21 protein-coding genes and 1 riboswitch are annotated in these 21646 nt (G+C 34.4%); of the genes, 6 read left to right on the forward strand and 15 right to left on the reverse strand.

The features are described from left to right. Positions 1-157: 157 nt before the first annotated feature. Complete coding sequence (locus tag AC1RRU_RS09330; RefSeq protein ID WP_011274824.1) at positions 158-736, reverse strand: sugar O-acetyltransferase; 579 nt, start codon at positions 734-736, stop codon at positions 158-160. Between the two features lie 144 nt (positions 737-880). Then, positions 881-1750, reverse strand: a complete 870-nt coding sequence (locus tag AC1RRU_RS09335) for an SDR family oxidoreductase (RefSeq protein WP_016931238.1) — start codon at positions 1748-1750, stop codon at positions 881-883. 233 nt (positions 1751-1983) lie between these two features. Here AC1RRU_RS09335 and cwrA point away from each other — a divergent pair, with 233 nt between their 5' ends. From cwrA to copZ, 3 genes are all read left to right on the forward strand, one after another. Next, the gene (cwrA, locus tag AC1RRU_RS09340) at positions 1984-2190 is read left to right on the forward strand and encodes a cell wall inhibition responsive protein CwrA (protein ID WP_011274822.1); all 207 of its coding nucleotides are present in this window, start codon (positions 1984-1986) and stop codon (positions 2188-2190) included. A gap of 205 nt (positions 2191-2395) precedes the next feature. Then, a complete protein-coding gene (locus AC1RRU_RS09345) occupies positions 2396-4783 on the forward strand; it encodes a heavy metal translocating P-type ATPase (protein ID WP_493196577.1) in 2388 nt (795 codons plus the stop codon). Between the two features lie 88 nt (positions 4784-4871). Beyond that, a complete protein-coding gene (copZ, locus tag AC1RRU_RS09350; protein ID WP_029376679.1) occupies positions 4872-5078 on the forward strand; it encodes a copper chaperone CopZ in 207 nt (68 codons plus the stop codon). A gap of 170 nt (positions 5079-5248) precedes the next feature. Here the strand turns inward: copZ and AC1RRU_RS09355 are convergent, their stop codons facing one another. The 11 genes from AC1RRU_RS09355 to AC1RRU_RS09405 all read right to left on the reverse strand — a co-directional run bounded on the left by AC1RRU_RS09355 (position 5249) and on the right by AC1RRU_RS09405 (position 18053). After that, positions 5249-6247, reverse strand: a complete 999-nt coding sequence (locus tag AC1RRU_RS09355; RefSeq protein WP_011274818.1) for a D-lactate dehydrogenase — start codon at positions 6245-6247, stop codon at positions 5249-5251. A 32-nt stretch (positions 6248-6279) separates the two neighbouring features. After that, positions 6280-7440 carry an aminotransferase class I/II-fold pyridoxal phosphate-dependent enzyme gene (locus AC1RRU_RS09360; RefSeq protein WP_011274817.1) on the reverse strand — a complete coding sequence of 387 codons (1161 nt, stop codon included), beginning with the start codon at positions 7438-7440 and terminating at the stop codon, positions 6280-6282. Between the two features lie 79 nt (positions 7441-7519). Further along, positions 7520-7627: riboswitch (SAM riboswitch) on the reverse strand. A gap of 79 nt (positions 7628-7706) precedes the next feature. Further along, positions 7707-9215, reverse strand: coding sequence for a phytoene desaturase family protein (locus tag AC1RRU_RS09365; RefSeq protein WP_080004924.1), 1509 nt, complete (start codon positions 9213-9215; stop codon positions 7707-7709). 7 nt (positions 9216-9222) lie between these two features. After that, positions 9223-10080 (reverse strand): phytoene/squalene synthase family protein, encoded by an 858-nt coding sequence (locus AC1RRU_RS09370; RefSeq protein WP_011274815.1) that lies wholly within the window; start codon positions 10078-10080, stop codon positions 9223-9225. 20 nt (positions 10081-10100) lie between these two features. Beyond that, positions 10101-11228, reverse strand: a complete 1128-nt coding sequence (locus tag AC1RRU_RS09375; RefSeq protein ID WP_016931234.1) for a glycosyltransferase family 2 protein — start codon at positions 11226-11228, stop codon at positions 10101-10103. 13 nt (positions 11229-11241) lie between these two features. Beyond that, positions 11242-12750 (reverse strand): phytoene desaturase family protein, encoded by a 1509-nt coding sequence (locus AC1RRU_RS09380; RefSeq protein ID WP_033080095.1) that lies wholly within the window; start codon positions 12748-12750, stop codon positions 11242-11244. After that, the gene (locus tag AC1RRU_RS09385; RefSeq protein WP_493196578.1) at positions 12723-13238 is read right to left on the reverse strand and encodes a glycosyl-4,4'-diaponeurosporenoate acyltransferase CrtO family protein; all 516 of its coding nucleotides are present in this window, start codon (positions 13236-13238) and stop codon (positions 12723-12725) included. The genes AC1RRU_RS09380 and AC1RRU_RS09385 overlap by 28 nt, the downstream gene beginning before the upstream one ends. A gap of 166 nt (positions 13239-13404) precedes the next feature. Then, positions 13405-14121, reverse strand: coding sequence for a transglycosylase IsaA (locus AC1RRU_RS09390; protein ID WP_011274811.1), 717 nt, complete (start codon positions 14119-14121; stop codon positions 13405-13407). Between the two features lie 452 nt (positions 14122-14573). Further along, entirely contained in the window at positions 14574-15998 is a 1425-nt protein-coding gene (locus tag AC1RRU_RS09395) for a polyphosphate--AMP phosphotransferase (RefSeq protein ID WP_011274810.1), read from the reverse strand. A gap of 155 nt (positions 15999-16153) precedes the next feature. Continuing rightward, positions 16154-17212 (reverse strand): PTS sugar transporter subunit IIC, encoded by a 1059-nt coding sequence (locus AC1RRU_RS09400; RefSeq protein ID WP_016931231.1) that lies wholly within the window; start codon positions 17210-17212, stop codon positions 16154-16156. A gap of 301 nt (positions 17213-17513) precedes the next feature. Next, a complete protein-coding gene (locus AC1RRU_RS09405; RefSeq protein ID WP_370444500.1) occupies positions 17514-18053 on the reverse strand; it encodes a M23 family metallopeptidase in 540 nt (179 codons plus the stop codon). 312 nt (positions 18054-18365) lie between these two features. Here AC1RRU_RS09405 and AC1RRU_RS09410 point away from each other — a divergent pair, with 312 nt between their 5' ends. The 3 genes from AC1RRU_RS09410 to AC1RRU_RS09420 all read left to right on the forward strand — a co-directional run bounded on the left by AC1RRU_RS09410 (position 18366) and on the right by AC1RRU_RS09420 (position 20357). Continuing rightward, positions 18366-18956 carry a TetR family transcriptional regulator gene (locus AC1RRU_RS09410; protein ID WP_172592544.1) on the forward strand — a complete coding sequence of 197 codons (591 nt, stop codon included), beginning with the start codon at positions 18366-18368 and terminating at the stop codon, positions 18954-18956. A gap of 207 nt (positions 18957-19163) precedes the next feature. After that, positions 19164-20108, forward strand: coding sequence for an LLM class oxidoreductase (locus AC1RRU_RS09415; protein ID WP_011274806.1), 945 nt, complete (start codon positions 19164-19166; stop codon positions 20106-20108). Positions 20109-20120: 12 nt separating this feature from the next. Then, positions 20121-20357 (forward strand): DUF896 domain-containing protein, encoded by a 237-nt coding sequence (locus tag AC1RRU_RS09420; protein ID WP_011274805.1) that lies wholly within the window; start codon positions 20121-20123, stop codon positions 20355-20357. A gap of 55 nt (positions 20358-20412) precedes the next feature. On the opposite strand, the gene AC1RRU_RS09425 is transcribed toward AC1RRU_RS09420, so the two are convergent. Next, positions 20413-20790: a VOC family protein gene (locus AC1RRU_RS09425; protein ID WP_011274802.1), complete on the reverse strand. Its 378-nt coding sequence runs from the start codon at positions 20788-20790 to the stop codon at positions 20413-20415. A 27-nt stretch (positions 20791-20817) separates the two neighbouring features. Continuing rightward, on the reverse strand, positions 20818-21636 hold the full coding sequence (locus AC1RRU_RS09430; RefSeq protein WP_053035156.1) for an NmrA/HSCARG family protein: 819 nt from the start codon (positions 21634-21636) through the stop codon (positions 20818-20820). Positions 21637-21646 lie beyond the last annotated feature (10 nt).

Here is a 21646-nt window from a genome sequence, read left to right on the forward strand (position 1 = left end):
ATGCTTCGGGTTATTTTTGCAATCGCTTACATACATATTATCTGAAAAGTTTTAATTATTAGTCATTCGTATACTTTAACTATTGTACCTTTAATCCAATTAGCCGACATCAAGTTAAGGAAGTACTCAAAAGTTGTTTTATAGATAAATAGTCCTATTAATTTTTAGGTGCGTCATTTTCATTTATCTCTCTTATTACTTTAGCAGGCACACCCGCAACTAGGCTATTCGGTGGTACATCTTTAGTTACTACACTTCCTGCTGCTATAACTGAACCATCTCCAATCGTTACACCAGGTGTGACAACGACATTGCCACCAAACCAAATATTATTTCCAATAGTAATCGGCTGTGCCAACTCTAAACCTGCATTACGTTCTTTAGGCGTTAATGGATGATGGGCAGTATAGAAGCCACAAGACGGACCTATAAATACATCATTACCAATCGTGATGCCACCTCCATCCATGAAGTAACAATTACTATTAACAAACACATTTTTGCCTAATTTAACATTCCAACCATAATCTGTATCGAACGGACTATTAATTGCGACATTCTCTAATGTATAACCAAATAATTCAGTTAATATAGCCTGTCTTCTACTGTCATCACTCGGTCGCGTTTGGTTAAAGTCAAAACATAAATCTTTTGCACGTACTCGTTCAGTTTCCAAATCTTTATCAAAATTGGCATCATACCACTGGTGTGCTAACATCTTTTCTTTTTCTGTCATTGTACTTACCCACCTTTATTTAATATTTATATTATAGTTTAAACAAATTAAGTGGTTTTCGCACGGAAACACTTTCTTTTTCAACATAAAATAAGCCATAAAGGCACTAGACACCTTTATGGCTCAATACATTAAAATTTTCATTTAAGTTGTAATATAGTCTCCACCATTAACATGGATGATTTGACCAGTGATGTAAGAACTATCCGCATTTGTAGCAAGAAATACATAAGCTGGCGCAAGTTCTGCTGGTTGTCCACGTCTACCCATTGGTGTGTTGCCACCTTGATTTTCTACTTTGTCTTCATCAAAAGTAGCCGGAATGAGTGGTGTATAAATTGGACCAGGTGCCACACCGTTAACTCGAATATTTTTCTCCATTAGTGTGGTTGCTAGTGAACGTGTAAACGAAACAATCGCACCTTTAGTTGAAGCGTAATCAATTAAATGACCAGAACCACGATATGCCGTCACACTTGTCGTATTAATAATTGTATCGTTGTCACTTAGATATGGAACGGCAGCTTGTGATAAGAAGAACATGCCAAATATATTTGTTTCGAATGTATCTTTAAATTGTTCAGGCGTAATATCCATGAAACTATCTTGAGGATATTGGACCGCACCATTATTGACTAGAATATTTAGACCACCAAATTCTTGAACAACTTGTTGCACTAAATCTTTAGATTGTTGTGCATCTTTTAAATCATGGGCATATGCTTTAGCCTTTACGCCAATCTCTTTAAGACGATTAACAGTTTCCTTTGCATCTTCATGCTCATCATAATAACCAATAGCTACATTAGCGCCCTCTTTTGCAAATAAGATCGCAACAGAGCGACCAATCCCTGAGTCACCACCAGTAATTAATGCAACTTTACCTTGCAATTTACCAGCTGCTTTATATTCATCTAGTTCTGAAATGGGTCTAGGATCCATGTCTCTCTCTGTTCCTGGTTGACGATTTTGAGTATAACCTTTAATTTGTTTATGGAATTCTAATAGATTCATTCATTTTCACTCCTTATCCATTTACTTAACCGTTCCCAATAAAGACTCTTTTGAAACAATAGATCAATGTGTATAGAACCGTTCAATTTATTACAACTTTAGAACTATAAAAAGCCAGTTCCCTAGTCTCATGCAATTTTATTAGAAAGCCTATATAATTAAATTAAACTTCTATTAAAGAAACCAACTAAAGCCACTAACGAGATATTACAGAAAAAGGAGTGCGACATTCTATGAGAGGTTTATTGAAAGGTATCATTGCATTGCTTATCATTCTTGGCGTTGTAAAGACATTCCAAGATCATGATGTAATGAACGAAGCAAATTATTATTATAATCAAGCGAAAAACGGTGAACTTGTTCAAAATATATCCAATTTTGATTTTAATAATTATAAAGACTTAAATTTAGAAAATTTTAAGCCATCTGATTTTTTCTAAGTAAGCTATATAATCATTACAATAGTAGTTAGTAGTCTAGGACATAAATAATATAATGATGCTATTTTGCAAATTCGAAGTAGTAGGACAATGAATTCGAAAAAAATTCTGTCCTACTTTTTTTATGCGAAAAATTAAGACAGAAACATTGACTCGAATACCCTAAGGGGGTATATTATGTATGAATTGTAATGGAGGTGTCTTAATGAGCAATAAACAAAATGCCACATTGAACATTACTGGTATGACTTGTGCAGCTTGCTCGAATCGTATTGAAAAGCGCTTAAATAAAATGGATAACGTAAAAGCACAAGTTAATTTGACAACGGAAAAAGCAACGATTGAATATGATACTAATGACTATGCAATAAATGACTTTGTTACAACGGTTCAAAAGCTTGGGTATGATGTTGTCATTGACAAAGCTGAGTTAGACATTACTGGTATGACCTGCGCAGCATGTTCAAATCGTATAGAGAAAGTATTAAATAAAGCACCAGGTGTTAAAGATGCGACAGTTAATTTAACAACTGAACAAGCAATGGTAACGTATTATCCTGGACAAACGGATTTAGATACCTTAATTGGACGAATTAGAAACTTAGGTTACGACGCACAGCCTAAACAATCCGAAGAAGATCAAGCAACACGTAAACAACAAGAACTTAAGCATAAGCGAAATAAATTAATAATCTCTACTATTCTGTCATTACCTCTATTAATGACAATGCTCGTCCATCTCTTTAATATGCATTTACCAGATATCTTAATGAATCCTTGGTTCCAATTTATCCTTGCGACACCAATCCAATTTATCATTGGTTGGCAATTTTATGTTGGCGCTTATAAGAACTTGCGCAACGGTGGCTTTAATATGGATGTGCTCGTTGCATTAGGTACTAGTGCTGCATACTTTTACAGTATTTATGAAATGATCAAATGGTTTTCTGGTGCCACAAACATGCCTCACCTTTACTTTGAGACAAGCGCTGTACTTATCACATTAATTCTTTTCGGAAAATATTTAGAAGCACGTGCTAAATCACAAACGACGAATGCATTAAGTGAATTACTTAACTTACAAGCAAAAGAGGCACGCCTAATTGATGATAATGGTATGGAGAAAATGGTACCGCTCAATCAAGTTAATGTAGATGATATCTTGTTAATTAAACCCGGTGAAAAGATACCTGTCGATGGTAAAATTATTAAGGGTGAAACTGCTATTGATGAATCAATGCTAACAGGTGAATCCATGCCAGTTGATAAACACGTTGATGATGTAGTAATAGGCTCAACTATGAATACGAATGGTGTTATTACAATTATGGCAACTAAAGTTGGCAAAGATACTGCCCTATCCAATATTATTAAAGTGGTTGAGGAAGCTCAAAGTTCTAAAGCACCTATCCAACGTTTAGCTGATATTATATCAGGTTATTTCGTTCCAATTGTTATTGCGATTGCTTTACTGACATTCTTAATTTGGATTACACTTGTACATCCTGGTCAATTTGAAGATGCACTTGTTGCTGCGATATCAGTTCTAGTGATTGCTTGTCCATGTGCACTTGGTTTAGCTACACCAACTTCAATAATGGTTGGAACTGGTCGCGCTGCTGAAAATGGTATTTTGTTTAAAGGTGGCGAATATGTCGAACGTACAAATCAAGTTGATACAGTTGTGTTTGACAAGACAGGAACACTTACACACGGCAAACCAGAAGTAACTTATTTTGAAGGTGACAAAGATACCTTAACTTTAGTTGCTTCAGCTGAAAATAACTCTGAACACCCACTTGCTACTGCAATTGTTAACTACGCCAAACAACACAAAGTTAACTTGGTAAATGTCACAAATTATCAAACATTACCAGGTCACGGAATACAAGCCATTATAGATGATTCTATGTTATTTGTAGGTAATCAAAAGTTAATGTTAGATCATCAAATCAATATACAAAGCATTAAACAGAAGATGAAACAGATGGAAGCCGAGGGACACACTGTTATGCTAATAGCTTATGATGGCGAACTAAGAGGTATGATTGCTGTAGCTGACACTGTTAAAGCATCTGCTAAAGAAGCTATCCAACAATTATCATCTATGAATATCAGAACGGTCATGCTAACTGGTGATAATGAACGAACTGCAAAAGCTATTGCTAAAGAAGTCGGCATTGATCAAGTCATTGCCGGCGTCCTACCTGAAGATAAAGCACATCATATAACTCAATTACAAGAACAGAAACATAATGTCGCTATGGTCGGTGACGGTATCAATGATGCGCCTGCCCTCGTCAAAGCAGATATTGGCATTGCAATGGGAACGGGCACTGAAGTAGCAATAGAAGCTGCAGATATCACCATTCTTGGCGGAGATATCCAATTAGTTCCTAAGGCCATTCATGCAAGTCATAAAACAATTCGCAATATTAAACAGAACTTATTCTGGGCATTTGGATACAACATTGCAGGCATCCCTATTGCGGCAATGGGATTACTTGCCCCTTGGATAGCTGGTGCTGCGATGGCCTTAAGTTCAGTTAGTGTAGTAAGTAATGCCTTAAGACTAAAACGAATGAAATTATAATTATGAAGCATTTCTATTTTATTTCTTTGTTTATTAAAAAGGAGTAAAATATGGGTATATATTACTAAGAACATCGGAGGTGACAGGTATGATTAATAAAGTTATTAATGTTGAAGGTATGAGTTGTGATCATTGTAGAAATGCTGTTGAATCAGCACTAGCGAAATTAAACGGTGTGACTTCAGCAGAAGTAGACTTAGATAAAAATCAAGTTCGCGTCGATTACGACGAAAATAGAGTATCAGTTGAACAAATGAAAGAAGCTATTGAAGACCAAGGCTACGATGTAAAATAAGATCTGAATAAGAAACCTGCTTTTGTTAGGCAGTCAATAAGGCCCGTACAAAAGCCATTAGGATGTAGGCGAACTAGAAAAGTGAGCAATCGTGCTGGCAAAATATGAGGAGTTGAGTATGGGACATTGAATTTTTAAATAATTCTGTCCCATGCCCAACTCTTATTTTTTTAATTCACTCTTAATTTTGTCGTACCTGTATTCATGACATCAATGACTGCATCGAGTGCATCAACAATTAAGTTCTTAACTGCCGCATCAGTATAAAACGCGATATGTGGTGTTAACCAGATATCTTCTCTAGCAATTAGTTCATCTAATAAGTCATCATTAATTGCTTTATTACGATAATCTCCTGGGAACAACCCTCGTTCATGCTCATAGGTGTCTAACGCTGCGCCTTTAATGTGTCCACTATCAATCGCATCTAGTAATGCTCTCGTATCTACTATCGATCCCCTAGCAGCGTTTACAAATACGGCACCTTTTTTAAATTTTGAAAATAAATCTCTATTGAAGAGATGTGGATTATATTTCGTTGCTGGAATATGAACTGTAACAATATCTGCATCACGTAAAGCTTCTTCCAACGTATCCTTATACTCAACATATTGCGCAACCTTTTCATTAGGAAATGGATCATATGCAACAACATGACTTCTATATCCTTTTGCAAAAATACTTGCCGCTATCGAACCAATACGTCCTGTTCCTATAACAGCTACGGTTAAATCGCTTATTGAACGCGACAATATTGATGGTTCCCATCTAAAATCATAGTCTTTAAGTTTACGTTGAATGTCGTTCTGATTTCTTACAATATTAATGGCTTGTGTCACTGCAAACTCTGCAATTGAACTAGGTGAATATGACGGTACATTAGATATGATAATGCCATATTGTGTAGCTAAATTTAAGTCGTATGTATCAAATCCAGCACTACGTTGTGCAATATGTTTAATGCCAAATTGTTGCAATTTGGCAAATACATCTTCCGATATTGGATGTTGTTGAGACAAAGATAAACCATCAAATCCTTGAACATCATCGACATTATCTTCTGTTAATATTTCTTTATTTAACTCTACTTCGACATTATTTTGTTCCGCCCATTCTTCAATATAAGGAATATCTTCATCTCGTACACTCATTATTTTAATTTTAGTCATAAAATTTCATCCTTTCTATTTGTGACTTCTTGTTACTCGTTATATAAATAAGATAAAGAAGCTAATCGTTTAGCCGCTTCAGTTAATAATTGGTCATCTAATGCTAGGGAAATACGGACGTAATGACGACCATTTTCACCAAATGGAATGCCAGGCGCCACTAAGATCGATTGTTCTTTCAACAAATACTGTTCAAATGATTCACTATCATACCCTGGTGGTGTTTGAAGCCATGAGTAAATACCACCTTTAGAATGTACAAATGGTAAATTGGCATCTTTTAATTGTTTCTCAAACGTGTCACGACGACGTTTGAATGTTTCATTTTGTTGATCTAGAAAGTCATCATAGTGATTAAGTGCGTATGTTGCTGCATCTTGAAGGGCACCAAACATACCAGCATTAGTATGTGTTTGATATTTCTTCAGCGCTTGTATCATGTCTTTGTTACCTACTGCGAATCCTACTCTAAATCCTGACATATTATAACCTTTAGATAATGAAAAAATTTCAATTGCTACTTCCTTTGCATCTTTAGAAGCAAGTATACTTGGGTTCTTTGCATCAAATCCAAAAGCACTATACGCGAAATCATGAACGATCTTTGTATGCGTACCTTTAAATCTTTGAATTGCTTCATCAAACACTGCTTTAGTAGCCGTTGATCCAGTAGGATTATTTGGGTAAGTCAAATAAACGAGTGACGTACGTGCTAATGTTTGTGCATCTACTTTGCTCCAATCTGGCAAATAATGTGGTGGCTCCAAATTAAGTGGTACTGGATTGGCATCAGCAAGCATGACACCAGCAAGATAATCCGTATAACCTGGGTCTGGAAGTAGCACGTTTTCTCCAGGATTAACAATACATGTAGGCAAAGCCACTAAACCATTTTTAGTACCATAAAGTATGCACACTTCATCATCTTTATGCAGTTCAACACCATATTGTCGTTGATAGAAATTAACAATTGCTTCTTTAAAGGATTCCTTACCATGAAATGCACCATATTTTTGATTTTCAGGAATTCGAACAGCATCAGCAAAGTGATCAACAATGCCTTTAGGCGTTTCGCCATCCGGGATACCAACTGCCATATTAATTAACGGTAGTGGTCCATGCTCAACCTTACGCCCCATCGTTTTACCAAAATAACTATCAGGAATATTGGCTAGTTTATTAGAAATTGTCATTATTTACCCCCTTTTCAAATTAAAAAAGCTATATATCACTCTCAATTGATAGTGACATATAGCTTAGTTATGACTATGACACTTATCTTTGAGGCATACCTCTTTGGAGTTAGCACAGTACTTTTGTCTTTTAAGTCTGTTGCTGAAGTTTCATTGGGCCAAATCCCTTCACTTCTCTGGATAAGTCTATTGAATTAATATTTATTGTATCAGTTCAATAAGTATTGTCAATATTTATAATTTTCAGATTTATAGCAAGTTTTACTTTATTTTCCGTGTTCTATGTCTTCTAACATTGCTTCGGCAGTAATTTTAGCACTCGTCAACACAATTGGCACACCTGCACCAGGGTGCGTACTTGCCCCTGCAAAGTATAAGTCTTTATAATCTCTTGATACATTTGGTGGTCTATAATAATTACTTTGTGTAAGTGTTGGCATAAGTCCAAATGCTGAGCCGAATTTGGCATTATAACGACTCTCAAAATCAAGCGGTGTAAATACTGTTTCAGATACAACATCCTGACGTATATCTTTAAGTGCCTCAATCGTTTCTAATTTGTTATAAATGACATCTTTCGCTTTTTCAACCATATTAGGATCGTTCCAGTCAATTTCACCTGTCTTCAACTCAGGGACTGGCATTAAGACATACATCCCTGTCTGATCTTTAGGCGCTAATGCTTCGTCTTCTACAGATGGGAAGTAAAGATATAATGATGGGTCATCAGGCATCTTACCACTAAAAATGTCATCAATATTGCCTCTAAAATCTCTAGCAAATACAACATTATGTACATGTAATTTATCACGTAATTGACGATTAATACCTGCATAAATTAAAAATGCTGAACATGAATAGTCCATGTTATCTACCTTTTCAGGAGAATAGTTCTTTAAAGGTGAGTGCACAGGCATTAAGTTTTGTGCCACATATGGAAAGTCAGCAGTACATAGCACTTTGTCAAAACGTCGAATATCACCATTAACACGTAGACCATCTGCACGTTTGAATTTAGGGTCAATAATGATTTCTTGTACATCTGCATTAAGTTCTACTTTAACACCATGGTCTTGACCAAGTTGTAGTAAACCTTGTGCTAAGCCATACATACCGCCTTTTATATAATGAACACCATGTACCATTTCAATCATTGGAATAATAGAATAAATTGAAGGCCCTTGTTTAGGATCAATACCTATGTATAACGTTTGAAATGCGAGTAACTTACGTATTTTTTCATTGGATACATAATTATCTATTAATTGATTCGCATTATTAAATGTCTTTAATTTTAATCCACGATATAGCGTCAATGGGTTATAAAATTCACTTGGTTTACGGAATGTTCGTTCAAGGAAGTATTTGCGAGCCACTTCATATCGTTTATACACATCCGTTAAAAATTGCATAAAACCTTGAGTAGAACCTGGTTCTGTCGCTTCTAACGTTTGACTAAGTTGTGCTAAATCAGTTGATACACTCACTTTATCTTTATCAGAAAAATAAATATCAAAAATATGTGTAAGTGGCTTCATATCTACGTAATCTTCAAAGCGTTTGCCACTTTCTTCAAATACGGCTTTATAAACATCCGGTACCATCACTATGGTTGGTCCCATATCAAAAGTAAAGCCATCTTTCTTAAATTGGCTCATACGGCCACCAACTTGTTCATTCTTCTCAAATATTGTAACTTGATGACCTTTAGCGGCTAGTCGTGCTGCAGCTGCTAAGCCGGTAACGCCAGCGCCTACTACTGCTATATTGCATATATCTGACCTAATCTTTATATTTTTTCTTTAAATTGCGGTAGATTTTATGTTTTTTCCATTTAGAAACGTACGCACGGTCTTTCAATGAGTAATCTGCTTTACGTACTTCGGTTAATATACCTCGATATACTTGGGCTGCTAACTCAATAATCATTCGAGATTCTTCATTGTATACATCAAGATGATTTAAAACCATGTCATAGTTATTATCGGCTAATGTAGCGTAGAATTCCCAAATTTTAATGTAATTGTCAGAGAGTTGATCACGTTCTATTTCATCAGCAATTGAAACATTAAATTCATTTAAACGCGCTTTACTAAAGTAAATACGCCCGTTGCGATAATCTTCACCAACATCACGTAGTATGTTCGTTAATTGAAGCGCTTCACCTAATTGCTTTCCATACTCATATGCTTCATCTGACGGTGGCGTTGCTAGTATTGGGATCAGTAATACGCCTACAGTTCCCGCAACACCATAACAATAATCTAGTAGACCACGATCTGTTTCAAACATTTCGAAATGCTGGTCTGCTTCAACCGTATCAATTAAGTCATAGAGGGCTTGGAAATTCATTTGGAAATGTGTAGCTGCATCAGCAAATGCCGTCATAATGCGGTCATCACTTTCAAATGTCGTTGTTGTTTGATGTTCAATAGCTTTAACATCACGGTTAATCTTATGTAGATATTCCACGTCTTGGTGTACATCGATACTATCATCAACGATTCTACAAACTGCATAAATCGCCCAGATTGCTCGTCGTTGTTGTTCTGGTAACATATCAAACGCATATGAGAAACTCTTGGAGTAATCTTTCATAATTTGATGACAATATTGATAATTTTCTTCTAATGTGCTCATGGAGAACCCCCTGCTAAATATTATTTAATACTAAATTGTCGTCCCTTCCATTTTACCTGTTTCGTGTAATGAATGTGACGATATGAATTTATATAAACTAAAATAAACACTAAAAACAATATTGGGTTGATAGCTAAAAATAAAATTGAAAAACGTCCTACTCGACGATGTAAACGAATAAATTGTAATGTATATAAACTATATGATAACGCCATTCGCTTAAATGACAAAGTTTTCATAAATAAACTAAGTGCTAATCCGCTAAATGAGGTGATACATCCCACCATCCATAAGATAATTAACATCATGATATGAGGTTGTGTTGACGAAGCACCTACCGCTAAGTGTTTCGTCCATCCCTCTATCATTGTTTTAAATCCTGCTTCATACATTCTAAAGCTAACAAATCCCTGACCTTCAAACCGCGTCACTGGCAATTGGCAACGTTGAAACGCTTTTCCTAAAGAAAATCCTTCAATAATATGAGATGCAGCATTTTTATGCCCTTGTGTCAGGATATAATCGGATTTGTTCATGACTGTAACAGGTCCAAATGCTAATGACTCCCCTTTAGATTTGGATAAAGTCGAAAAACTATTTGTACCTACAACTGTCATAAGATTAAACATAGCCGATAAGTGTTCATAAGGTTTATAAACAACATGATACGGTTGAATACTCATTAATCCACGATATTGTTGTCGTGCATATGACTGAATAATTGCCTCTAGGGCGTGTTCATTATTCAATTCTACGTCTGCATCCATAAATATAAGAATATCTGATACTGTATAAGAAGCACCTAGATAACATGCATATGACTTACCAATCCAGGTATTACCATTGTTGTCATACGTCACATTATACACTTTCGCGCCCATCTCTCGTGCTATCTCAGCTGTTCTATCATTTGAATCATCATCCATGACTATACATTCAACTCGCATTGATTGTTGAGACAAACTTTTTAACAGTTTAGGCAATCTCTTTTCCTCGTTGCGCGCTGGTATAATCACACTAATTGATTGTGTTGTCTCACCCTCGCGTTTCTTATCAAACGAGAGTAAATAACGACGATTATACATTAAATAACCACTTATTAATGATAGACCTGTACTAGCATGGAGAAGTGACTCTAATTTAGTCATAATTGTATTACCTCTATTCTCTTGAATCAGTGGTAACCTTACATTCAAGTGCATTAATTTTATCTGCTACTTGTTGTCCACTTAACGTCACCATCGGCATACCGCCACCAGGATTAACAGATCCTCCAACAAAGAATAAATTATCAAAGTATTCACTTTGTTTAGGAAACTTGAACCCTTTATTTTTCTTCTTATCTGCCACTACACCATAAATGGCACCTTTATTTGAACCATAAGTGCGTTCAATATCGTGTGGCGTCCAAATATCTTCATATATGATATGTTGACGTAAGTCTGTAAGCCCCATTTTTTCTAATTTATCTAAGACACGCTCCCGGAAATCACTATATTGTTCTTCAGTAAACGGTTGGTTTTGAATATACGGAATATGTGGCAATACTTTTAAGTTCTCATGTCCTTCTGGTGCTTGAGTTGGGTCGGATTTATTTGAATTAACTAGATAAATTGTTGGATCTTGTGGCAATACTTTATCATGAAACACTTCTCGATAATTACGCTTAGAATCATTAGAGAAAAGGAAATTATGATGTGCCAGTTGAGCATATTCTTTGTCTACTCCTAAATGCATTACATAGCCAGATGCTGCAGGTCCATAAACTTTCTCTAATTGCGCTATTTTTTTATTTGAAAAGTGCAGTAAGTCACGATACGTAGGTATCACTTCTCTATTAGAAACAATGTAATCTGCACTCACATGTGAACCATCATCTAATCTAACACCAGTTATGTGATTAAAATACGTATCAATACTACATACATCCATACCAGTATGTATAGCTACGCCTTCTTCAATCGCTAATTGTTCCAATGCCTGAGCAAGTTTATGAATACCACCTTTAACGTACCATAATCCTTGTTCGTATTGCATATGAATTAATAGTGTAAGCACTGCTGGAGCATCATAAGAAGAAGACCCAACATATTTTATAAAGTAGCCAAGCATATCTCTTAATTTTTGTTTCTCAATATAACGATTAATAGCTTGTTGCATTGTTGAGAAGTAATCCACACCTTTAAGTGAACGCAATAGTCCCTGATATTTAATTATCTCTGACACTTTATCAAGTCCTAGTGCAAAGTAGCCCTTTTCCGTAAATCGATGGATTTTTTCTGCATAATTTAAAAATTGATGAAGTTGCTGAATATCGTCATTAGTAAGATAGGTATTGGCATTTAACATTTGAGACAGGTCTTCATATAAATCTATCACTTCACCATTAGTGAAGAAACTACGCCATTGCAAAGGTAATCGTTCAATAGTAACATAGTCTTTCATTTGCTTATCACTATAGTTAAACAAGTTTTCAAATATGTATGGCATCGTTAAAATAGATGGACCTAAATCAAAACCGAATCCCTCTGTTTCTAAACGATTTACTTTCCCACCAATGTGGTTATTCTTATCATAAAGCGAGACATCAAAGCCACTTTGAGCAAGACGAATAGCAGCTGATATCCCACCTAGTCCTCCACCTATAATGATGATTTTCTTTTGCGACATGTACGTTCATCTCTTTTCATTCGTAGTTGATAGTAATGTTCTAACCTAGGACGGTTATAACGCTGTGTGAGTATGATCGGTAATTTAGCCGAAATCACATAACAAACATTAATGAATAGTATATATTTAGGCGCTTTGATAAAAATAACAATTGGTATCATTGATAACCAATGAACAAGTTCTGCACGGCGCATTTCTAAAATCATAAAATGTATATCTTCTAATTTAAATGAAGCCAGTCGCCTTTTATTATAGATACGATAATTGAATTGAGCTGCTTCTGGAATGTAATGTTTCCATTTATTAATACGAAATAGTTTATTCCATAAAGTGCCTCTCTTTTCCCACGACCATATTTTAAAAAACGTTTCATATTTCACAAATACTGATGTCGGGCATCGTAACATCATATTAGATACTGATAATTGTATAGTTGTCCAGAACGCACTATGTATTAATCCTAATTTCATTACTTTCCATAACGACATTAATATTCAATACTTTCGATTTGTTTATTGTCTTAGTATCCTCCCTATAATCGCGGTTGGTAAACGTTACGCTACAGTGTCTATTAAAACACAAAAAAGAGGCCGACCTTAAAGTCGACCTCTTCCCTCGATAACTCGATGTACTATCCAGTTACCTTAGTAAATCCTACCACCAACCGTGGTTATCACGGAATGCAATTGCTGCATCTAATGAACCGTAACGGCTGTTAGCGTAGTTAATCATACCTTTAGTTTGTGATGCTACTGAACCAGTACCCCATGATTCCTTAGTTTGACCTAAACCTCTGTAACCAGCTGGGTTAACTGCGTTAGGATTACCACCTGATTCAGGCATTACGATTGCGTTCCAAGCAGCTTCAGTACCACCATTAGCTAAGAATTGTTCTTTAACTGAACCACCAGTTGAAGCTGATGAAGATGATGAAGTTGAAGCTGAGTATGAAGTAGTTTTTGGTGCAGATACTGCTTCAACGTTAGTGTTGCTTGATTGTTGGTTTGAGCTTACTGATTGAGTTGAAGCTTCGTTGCTGTATGAAGCTGAGTAGTCAGTTGATTGAGCAGCTGGAGCAGCTTGTGTAGTTGCTACTGTGTCAGCTCCACCAACGTAAGTGTAGTTCCAAGACCAAGATTGACCATCTGAAGTGAAGTTGTATTTGAAACCATCTTTAACGAATGTGATGTTGTATGCACCAGCTTGTACTGGGTGAGCATTTAATTCAGATGGGTTATTTTGAGCTAAGTTAGCTAATTGTGCATAGTTTGTAGTTGATTCAGATGCATGTGCACTGTTATCTGTAGTTAATGCATAACCTGTTACTCCTAAAGCTACTGCTAATGACGACGCGATTACTGTTTTTTTCATAATAAAAAATTCCTCCAAAAAAATTAGTTTATATTTTTGTTCTGTTAAATTCTTAAGTTATTGTGTTTTGTTCTGTGTTTAACTTTTGACAATAAGTACTATATCATAAAAAAACGCCAATAGTATTACGCTTATCTTACAAAAAATTACAATGAACGATTTATTTTGTAACATTGAAATATTTATATTTCATTCTGTAATATTATTTTTTGAACAAATCGTTTAAAATTTCATCATGAAATAAGGTTTTACAATACTCTTTTAAGAAATTTACAACAATTTTACATATTCTGTAATATTACAAATTGCCATTTTGTTACAATACCGTAATATTTCTAACAACTTAGAATATATTCAATTTATTTATATAACATAGAAAAACCAAGAAACGTTTCTATAATCAATCGTTTCTTGGTTCCATGATTCATCCAATTCAGTAATTAATTTATCACTTAATAATCCTTGACACCCCATAATACTTTTTCGCATTTACGAATAATATATTTCATTATTTCTATTCTTGATGTTTTCTTATGATCTGCTGGTACGACTAGCCATGGTGCATGTGTTGTATTTGTTTTTTTAACCATGTCGTGGCTGGCTTCAACGTATAAATCCCACTTGTCTCGATTACGCCAATCTTCATCAGTGATTTTCCATTGTTTATCTACATTATTTTGACGATCTTTAAAACGTTTAAGCTGTTCGTCTTTATCCAATGTCAGGAAGAATTTCAAGATAATAGCACCTTCATCCGTCCACATCTTTTCAAATGCGTTGATCTCATCATAAGCACGTTGCCATTCATTTACTGTTGCAAACCCTTCAATTCGCTCAACTAATACACGCCCATACCAACTTCTATCAAATAATTCGATATGACCGCTTCTTGGCATATCTTTTGCAAAGCGCCATAAATAATGATGTTTCAGTTCAACATCTGTCGGTGCACTGATACCATTAACTTCATAACCAGTTGGATCAAGCTTTTCCCTAATTCGTTTAATGTTACCACCTTTACCTGCTGCATCCATTCCTTCAAATACAAGAATTAACGGAATCTTTCTATCATATAATGCAAATTGTATTTCACGCATCCGTTTCTGCAATTCCGTAATTAATGTTTTATATTCTTCTTTAGAAACCTTTTCCACATCTTTATCAAACATTTCAGTAGAAAAACTTTCTGAGAATTTACCATCATACGCTTTATCCTTCGCATGGTGTTTTGCTATGGCTTGTTCTAAACGTTCAATTATGTGTTCATACATCTTTTCAATCGCGATTTGGCGTTCTGTATAGTCAATAATCTTCCATTGTTTATCCTGTTTAATAAATTGATGCATATCTTCTAAATACGTTTCTGTTGATAATACACTTCCATACTCTTGAACTTTCCAACGCATCAGTGGATTTTCTTTTGTTTGTTTAATATGTTCTTGTCTTTTATCTTCATTGATCTCAATAAAGAATTTGATAATTTCATAATCATCCTCGATTAACATATCTTCAAAAGATGCAATTTGTTCTTTTAAAACCTCGTAATTTTTATATCTTTCATGTTTAATTTCATTTTCCCGATAATCTAAATAATGAGAGTACCAGCTTCTAAAATAGACATTGATATCACCTTTTTTAGGTAATGTATTCCAATATTTTTGTAAAAACTGATAACGCAAATCATCCTTTCGTGGTGATTGTGTCGCAATAAAATGTGTATATTTGGCATCAAAATTGAGTAATAATTCATTTGAAAGTCGTGTTTTTCCAGAAGCAGGGACACCTTCAAATAGAATCATAACTGGAATACCTAATTCGTGTGTCTGTCTTGTAAGCTCAGCTGTCTTTAGTGCTAATTTTTCGATTTTATTAGCCATTAACCATTCACCCTTTATGTAACGTATTATTTCATTTTTATTGTAACACTATTTATTTCATATTTTATCTTAATCTCTATATGTATTCTCATTTTCAAAAAAGAATTGATAAAATGCGATAATCAACACTTTATCAATTCCTATTTAACAAATGGTTAACCCATAAATTTATATATGTCGTTTGTATAAAGACGTAATACTTTTCGGAAAATAATATCTAAAATAAATGCAGTTACTAATGGTACAACAAAGAACCCTAAAATAATGAGTAAGATACTTAATATTGCAGAATCTACATGTAAGAATTTAAAAGCACTAATTGGTCCAATCATTCCAATGAAACCAAATCCTGCAGACTCTTTAGTTCCCGCAATACCAATCAAGCTACCAGCAATTCCTGAAATACCAGCAGTTATAAGAATTGGTAACATTATTATTGGATATTTCACCATGTTAGGCATCATCATTTTCACACCGCCGAAAAATATAGAAATTGGTACTGCAACTCGGTTCACTTTGCTTGTCCCAATAAGTAATACTGCTTCAGTAGCTGAAATACCAATAGATGCTGAACCTGCTGCAAGACCTGTAATTCCAATAGCAATAGCTATCGCAACTGTTGATAATGGTGAAATAATAATAAAACTAAAGACCATAGAAATAAGCATACACATCAATACAGGTTGTAATTCTGTGAAGCTATTAACCATATTACCAATGCCAGTTGTAATCATATGTACATATGGCAATATAAGTACACCAATTGTAGCGGACAAACCACCTACGATAGTTGGATACACAATCAGTGCCATGCTACCAACACGTTTTTCAATTAATAAAATAAATAATACAGCAATCGTTGCAGTAATCATCGTATTAATCAAGTCTCCGATGCCGGCAATTACCCAGGCACCGTTCTTAAATTGTGCAGCCCCGCTTCCTACATAAGATGCACAAGCAACAACTGCAATCGCTAATGGTGTCATATCAAATTTCAAAGCAATGAGTGCTCCGATTAATGCGGGTACTGTAAATTGCATTGCTTGTACGACATGTAACAAAGTTCCAAAGAATGGATGATGATGCATGAATGCTTTAAAGATTTCTCCCAAAATGGCATTTGGTACTAAACCAACAACGATACCTATGGCTACACCCGATAGCACTCTAAATGTAAAATCTTTAACGCCTATTTCTCTAAGTGTTGATGTCATATAAAAAACCTCCTATTGTTTATTCTGCACACTTAATATGTGGCTCAATTTACTTTATAGCTAGTTCGCATGATGTTTTAATACTGCTCATGCCAATCACTCATATAAGTAATGATAGATTTTACTATATCACAAATTCTAAATTTTCAGAATATTAAATTTAGTTTTTTCCTTAAAAATTTAAATTTAGTTACGATCATTGCTTTTAACCATTTGTACCATTCTTTTTTTAGTTATAAAATAAAAAAACTGAAACACAATTGTGCTTCAGATTAGTAATGATATCTATTAGTTTAACTAATTATATATTGAATAAACTCTTTTCCTTTTCTGGTAACTGATTTATAAATGGTTGTGGATCTTCAGCATAATCATTGCCTATACCACCTTTCATTCTTTGAAAATGTAAATGTGAGCCTGTTGTCTGTTCACCTGTATTACCAGATAATGCGATAACATCTCCAGCTTTAACTTTTTGACCTTGGGTTACTTTAAAATCGTTTAAGTGCATATACCATTGATGATATTGTCCATTTGATTCTGATATTTGTATCACTTTTCCACCTAATTCATCTTCAAATAATCTTGTGACAACCCCATCTGTCGCTGCTAGAACTTCGGTATTTTCAGGTAAATCATAATCGTTACCATAATGTTTGTCATTGCCTTCAAATTCTAGGCCATGATTATAAGTGCCATAACCATGCGTCAATCGTCCATCACGCTTCCAATCACCAAATTGATTATCATCATTTAAAGTCATTTGAGATGGTTGAATATCAATTTCACGAATTAAATAAGTTACGGATACACCGATACCTACACATATCAGTATAGTCATAACTATTTTGATAAATTGTTTCAAACATCGCTCTCCTTTTTAATTCATTATTATTCTGTATATTACCAAATATCAAGACAAGAAAGTGTATACTTTGCTTATAGTCAGACTAATTGACTAGATAATGAACAAAATTGACTATTATAATAGTAGAAACTCGTCTCATAATTAATTTTAACCATCATTAATTTAAAAATTTTATTAGGAAATTGAAGTTTGACTACTCTATTGTCTAGGTTGATGGTTACATATCATTGTAAGCGTGAACTTTGACAACCCTCTCTTTTCGACAGATAATTTAATATAAGTGATATGTCATCAAGGGAGGTGTCTGTATTGTCTACGACTAAAGTTGATCCTCGAATTATTAGAACAAAGAAACTACTGGTAGAAGCGTTTCAAGAGGTTTCTCGAGAGAAAAGAATGTCTCAAATTACTGTAAAAGACATTACTGAACGTGCCACAGTGAATCGTGCTACATTTTATGCACATTTTACTGATAAATATGATATTCTCGATTACACTTTATCTGAAACGATTCTGAAAGATTTAAATGACACTTTATCAATTTCTGACGTTATAAATGAGATCGTTATTTCCAATCTATTTGTTTCAATTGCACATTATATGGTTGAAGTTCAAGAATCATGTAAGCTAAACAGTGAAACATTTTGTAATCAAGCACATAAACGCATTAATAATGAGCTAGAAGATATCTTTACAATTATGTTGCGAAATAGCTATCCGGATCATGATATTGAGATACTTGTTAATAGTGCAAGTTTCCTTGCTGCTGGTATTTGTGGACTTGCCCGACATTGGCTCGATACAAGTTCACTTTCTGCTGAATCTTTTATAGATAAAAATTTACCTTTTTTAATTCATCATATAACACACTTATAATTCAACTTCTGAGGCATTGCCTTGGAAGTTTTTTTATGGAAAATCCAAACAAAACAACACATCGTTACCATTGTTGTCTAAACAACAAGTTTCATAAGCATGTATGTTGCATATTATTCAAATAGGGCGTATATTACATTTATACAACAAGTGTTAGTTAAATAATACGTGTTGTTTTACTATCAAATTATGTTAGGAGGGAAAGACATGTCAGATATAGAGAAACATGAGGGATTTAAACGAACGTTCAAAAATAATAAATTGACGCTGGGTTTATCCGTACCATTTGATAATAAACAACAAAATAATATAGATTTTGATGCGCAAGTGAGACTCGCTCAAAAAGCGGAGTCCTTGGGGTTTACAAGTTTATCTGTGAGAGATAATCCACTGTACAGTCCTCATTTAGGCAAAGTTACAACGAATTATGATCCTTTCGTCTTTTTAACCTATCTGAGTGCCTTTACCTCTAAGATTGCACTAGGTACGGGTAGTACCGTAGCAACCTTACGACATCCCATTCACCTTGCTAAATCAGCAGCCTCACTTGATCTTATTTCCAATCAACGTTTATTACTCGGTATGGCTACCGGTGATCGTTCTTTCGAATTCCCTGCATTTAAAGTAGATGAAAGTGAATTAACAGAATGTTATCAAACAACCATTCAATCATTAAGAGCACTTTGGCAATCACATTCTCCCAACATTTCAAATTCAATTTTTGAGTTATATGAGGATTCAGGGTTACAAGCATTGCCAAAACATCATACGATTCCTATGTTTGGTACAGGCTACTCAAGACAGTCTATGTCCTGGTTACAACAACATATGGATGGTTGGTTATTTTACGCCCAACCTTTTCAAGGTCAAAAGAAATTAGTTGAAGCTTGGCACAGTGGTACCGACCGTTTCAAACCGTTTATGAATATCTTAATGATTAATTTATCCCGAAATCCAAATGAAACCGTTAAACCGATCAAAGGTGGTTTCCGTACTGGACGTAAAAATTTATTGCAAATATTAAAAGCTTATGAATCAATTAATACAAATCATATTATCTTAAGATTTACAAATGATGATCGTGATATCGAAGAACTCATAGAAGAAGTTGGAACGTATATTGTACCCCACTTTCCAGCACATACAAATTAGGAGGAATAAATAATGAGAGAATTACTAGATAGAATTAATCAATTAGCAAATAAAGAAAAAGTTGAAAGTTTGAGCGTTGAAGAAAAACAAGAACAACATCAATTAAGACAAGAATATTTAGGTATGATTAGAGGTCAAGTACTTCATACTTTCTCAACAATGAAAGTTTTAGACCCACTTGGTCAAGACGTTACACCTGATAAAGTGTATGACTTAAGAGAAGAATACGGCAATATTCAAGAAAATTAGTTGTATACAAAGTAAGGCCCTCGAAATTGATTTTTCGAGGGCTTTTGATTTTTAGCTAACAAACTAAGAAATTATACTTATGTCCATCTGGGTCTGCAAAAGTTGCACCATAGTATCCTTGATAAGTTCCTGGTTCATCAATCACTTTACCGCCTGATGATTCCACTTTTCGCATTAATTCATCTACTTCATCATTCGTTTTTACACCTAAAGATATAATGACTTCATTAGGTTGTTTTGAAACTGATTCATGCGTCACTTTTTCAAAATGGTTATTTTCAATTAAAATCACAATCGTTTGTCCGATTTTAATACCAACCATTTTGTCTAGCATATCTGGATTTTTATTAATTTCAAAGCCTAAATCTCTGTAAAATTGCTCGCTACGTTCTAAATCTTCGACATGTAAATTAAACCACATTGATTGAATCATAGTCTTCCCCCTCATTTTCTAAAAAATTTAAAAATTCACTTCACTAATCCATTGCTCAAGCGTTAGACGACCGGGATTGATCTCATCCATTTGATTAAAATCAATTATATAACCTTTTTCTTCAAGCCATCCACGTTCTGCTGTACCACTTGAGAACGAACCTTTAATTTCTGTAGGTTTACCAGTTACCATTGCAAATGTTTTAACAACTTTTTTTAATGTAAGTTCATCAGAAGCGATTTCAATAGCTTGATGGTTATATTTTTCTGGATTGCCAAATACATTGGATGCAATTCTAGCGATATCTATTGAAGAAATCATTGCGAATTTAACATCTTGATTAATAAATTCAGGAATCATTATTTCTCCATTCTCAACTTTAGTAATTCTTAAGAAGTTATCCATAAAGAATGACGGTTTAATAATTGTATAATTTAATGAACTGTCTTTAAGTTCATTCTCAATATCAGCTAAGGCTTCGAAATGGGGACCTGTACGATCACGGTTGACGCCACCTGCAGTACTATAAACAACATAGTCGATATTTTGTTCTTCTGCCGTTTTAATAATCATCTTCCCTTGGCGTAATTCTTCTTCAATATCATCTACAATAATTGGTTGAACACTATAAACACCATATTGTTCTTTCATAGCATTTGTTAAACTATCTTGGTCACTTAAATCGCCCTCAAATATTTCTAAATTGTCATTATCTATTGAAGCTAATTTTTCATTACTTTTATTACGTGTAAAAGCACGAACTTTCCAACCATCTAACAATAATCGTTTTACTACAGCATTGCCTTGTTTACCTGTAGCACCTATAACTAATATACTTTTACCCATTATTTATCTC

This window comes from Staphylococcus sp. GW821-FHT11H10 (assembly GCF_058807855.1).

Coding starts and splice junctions, on each gene's coding strand:
- AC1RRU_RS09330 (WP_011274824.1), bottom strand. CDS start 736: ATGACAGAAAAAGAAAAGATGTTAGCACACCAGTGGTATGATGCCAAT.
- AC1RRU_RS09335 (WP_016931238.1), bottom strand. CDS start 1,750: ATGAATCTATTAGAATTCCATAAACAAATTAAAGGTTATACTCAAAAT.
- cwrA (WP_011274822.1), top strand. CDS start 1,984: ATGAGAGGTTTATTGAAAGGTATCATTGCATTGCTTATCATTCTTGGC.
- AC1RRU_RS09345 (WP_493196577.1), top strand. CDS start 2,396: ATGAGCAATAAACAAAATGCCACATTGAACATTACTGGTATGACTTGT.
- copZ (WP_029376679.1), top strand. CDS start 4,872: ATGATTAATAAAGTTATTAATGTTGAAGGTATGAGTTGTGATCATTGT.
- AC1RRU_RS09355 (WP_011274818.1), bottom strand. CDS start 6,247: ATGACTAAAATTAAAATAATGAGTGTACGAGATGAAGATATTCCTTAT.
- AC1RRU_RS09360 (WP_011274817.1), bottom strand. CDS start 7,440: ATGACAATTTCTAATAAACTAGCCAATATTCCTGATAGTTATTTTGGT.
- AC1RRU_RS09370 (WP_011274815.1), bottom strand. CDS start 10,080: ATGAGCACATTAGAAGAAAATTATCAATATTGTCATCAAATTATGAAA.
- AC1RRU_RS09375 (WP_016931234.1), bottom strand. CDS start 11,228: ATGACTAAATTAGAGTCACTTCTCCATGCTAGTACAGGTCTATCATTA.
- AC1RRU_RS09380 (WP_033080095.1), bottom strand. CDS start 12,750: ATGTCGCAAAAGAAAATCATCATTATAGGTGGAGGACTAGGTGGGATA.
- AC1RRU_RS09385 (WP_493196578.1), bottom strand. CDS start 13,238: ATGTCGTTATGGAAAGTAATGAAATTAGGATTAATACATAGTGCGTTC.
- AC1RRU_RS09390 (WP_011274811.1), bottom strand. CDS start 14,121: ATGAAAAAAACAGTAATCGCGTCGTCATTAGCAGTAGCTTTAGGAGTA.
- AC1RRU_RS09395 (WP_011274810.1), bottom strand. CDS start 15,998: ATGGCTAATAAAATCGAAAAATTAGCACTAAAGACAGCTGAGCTTACA.
- AC1RRU_RS09400 (WP_016931231.1), bottom strand. CDS start 17,212: ATGACATCAACACTTAGAGAAATAGGCGTTAAAGATTTTACATTTAGA.
- AC1RRU_RS09405 (WP_370444500.1), bottom strand. CDS start 18,053: ATGACTATACTGATATGTGTAGGTATCGGTGTATCCGTAACTTATTTA.
- AC1RRU_RS09410 (WP_172592544.1), top strand. CDS start 18,366: ATGTCATCAAGGGAGGTGTCTGTATTGTCTACGACTAAAGTTGATCCT.
- AC1RRU_RS09415 (WP_011274806.1), top strand. CDS start 19,164: ATGTCAGATATAGAGAAACATGAGGGATTTAAACGAACGTTCAAAAAT.
- AC1RRU_RS09420 (WP_011274805.1), top strand. CDS start 20,121: ATGAGAGAATTACTAGATAGAATTAATCAATTAGCAAATAAAGAAAAA.
- AC1RRU_RS09425 (WP_011274802.1), bottom strand. CDS start 20,790: ATGATTCAATCAATGTGGTTTAATTTACATGTCGAAGATTTAGAACGT.
- AC1RRU_RS09430 (WP_053035156.1), bottom strand. CDS start 21,636: ATGGGTAAAAGTATATTAGTTATAGGTGCTACAGGTAAACAAGGCAAT.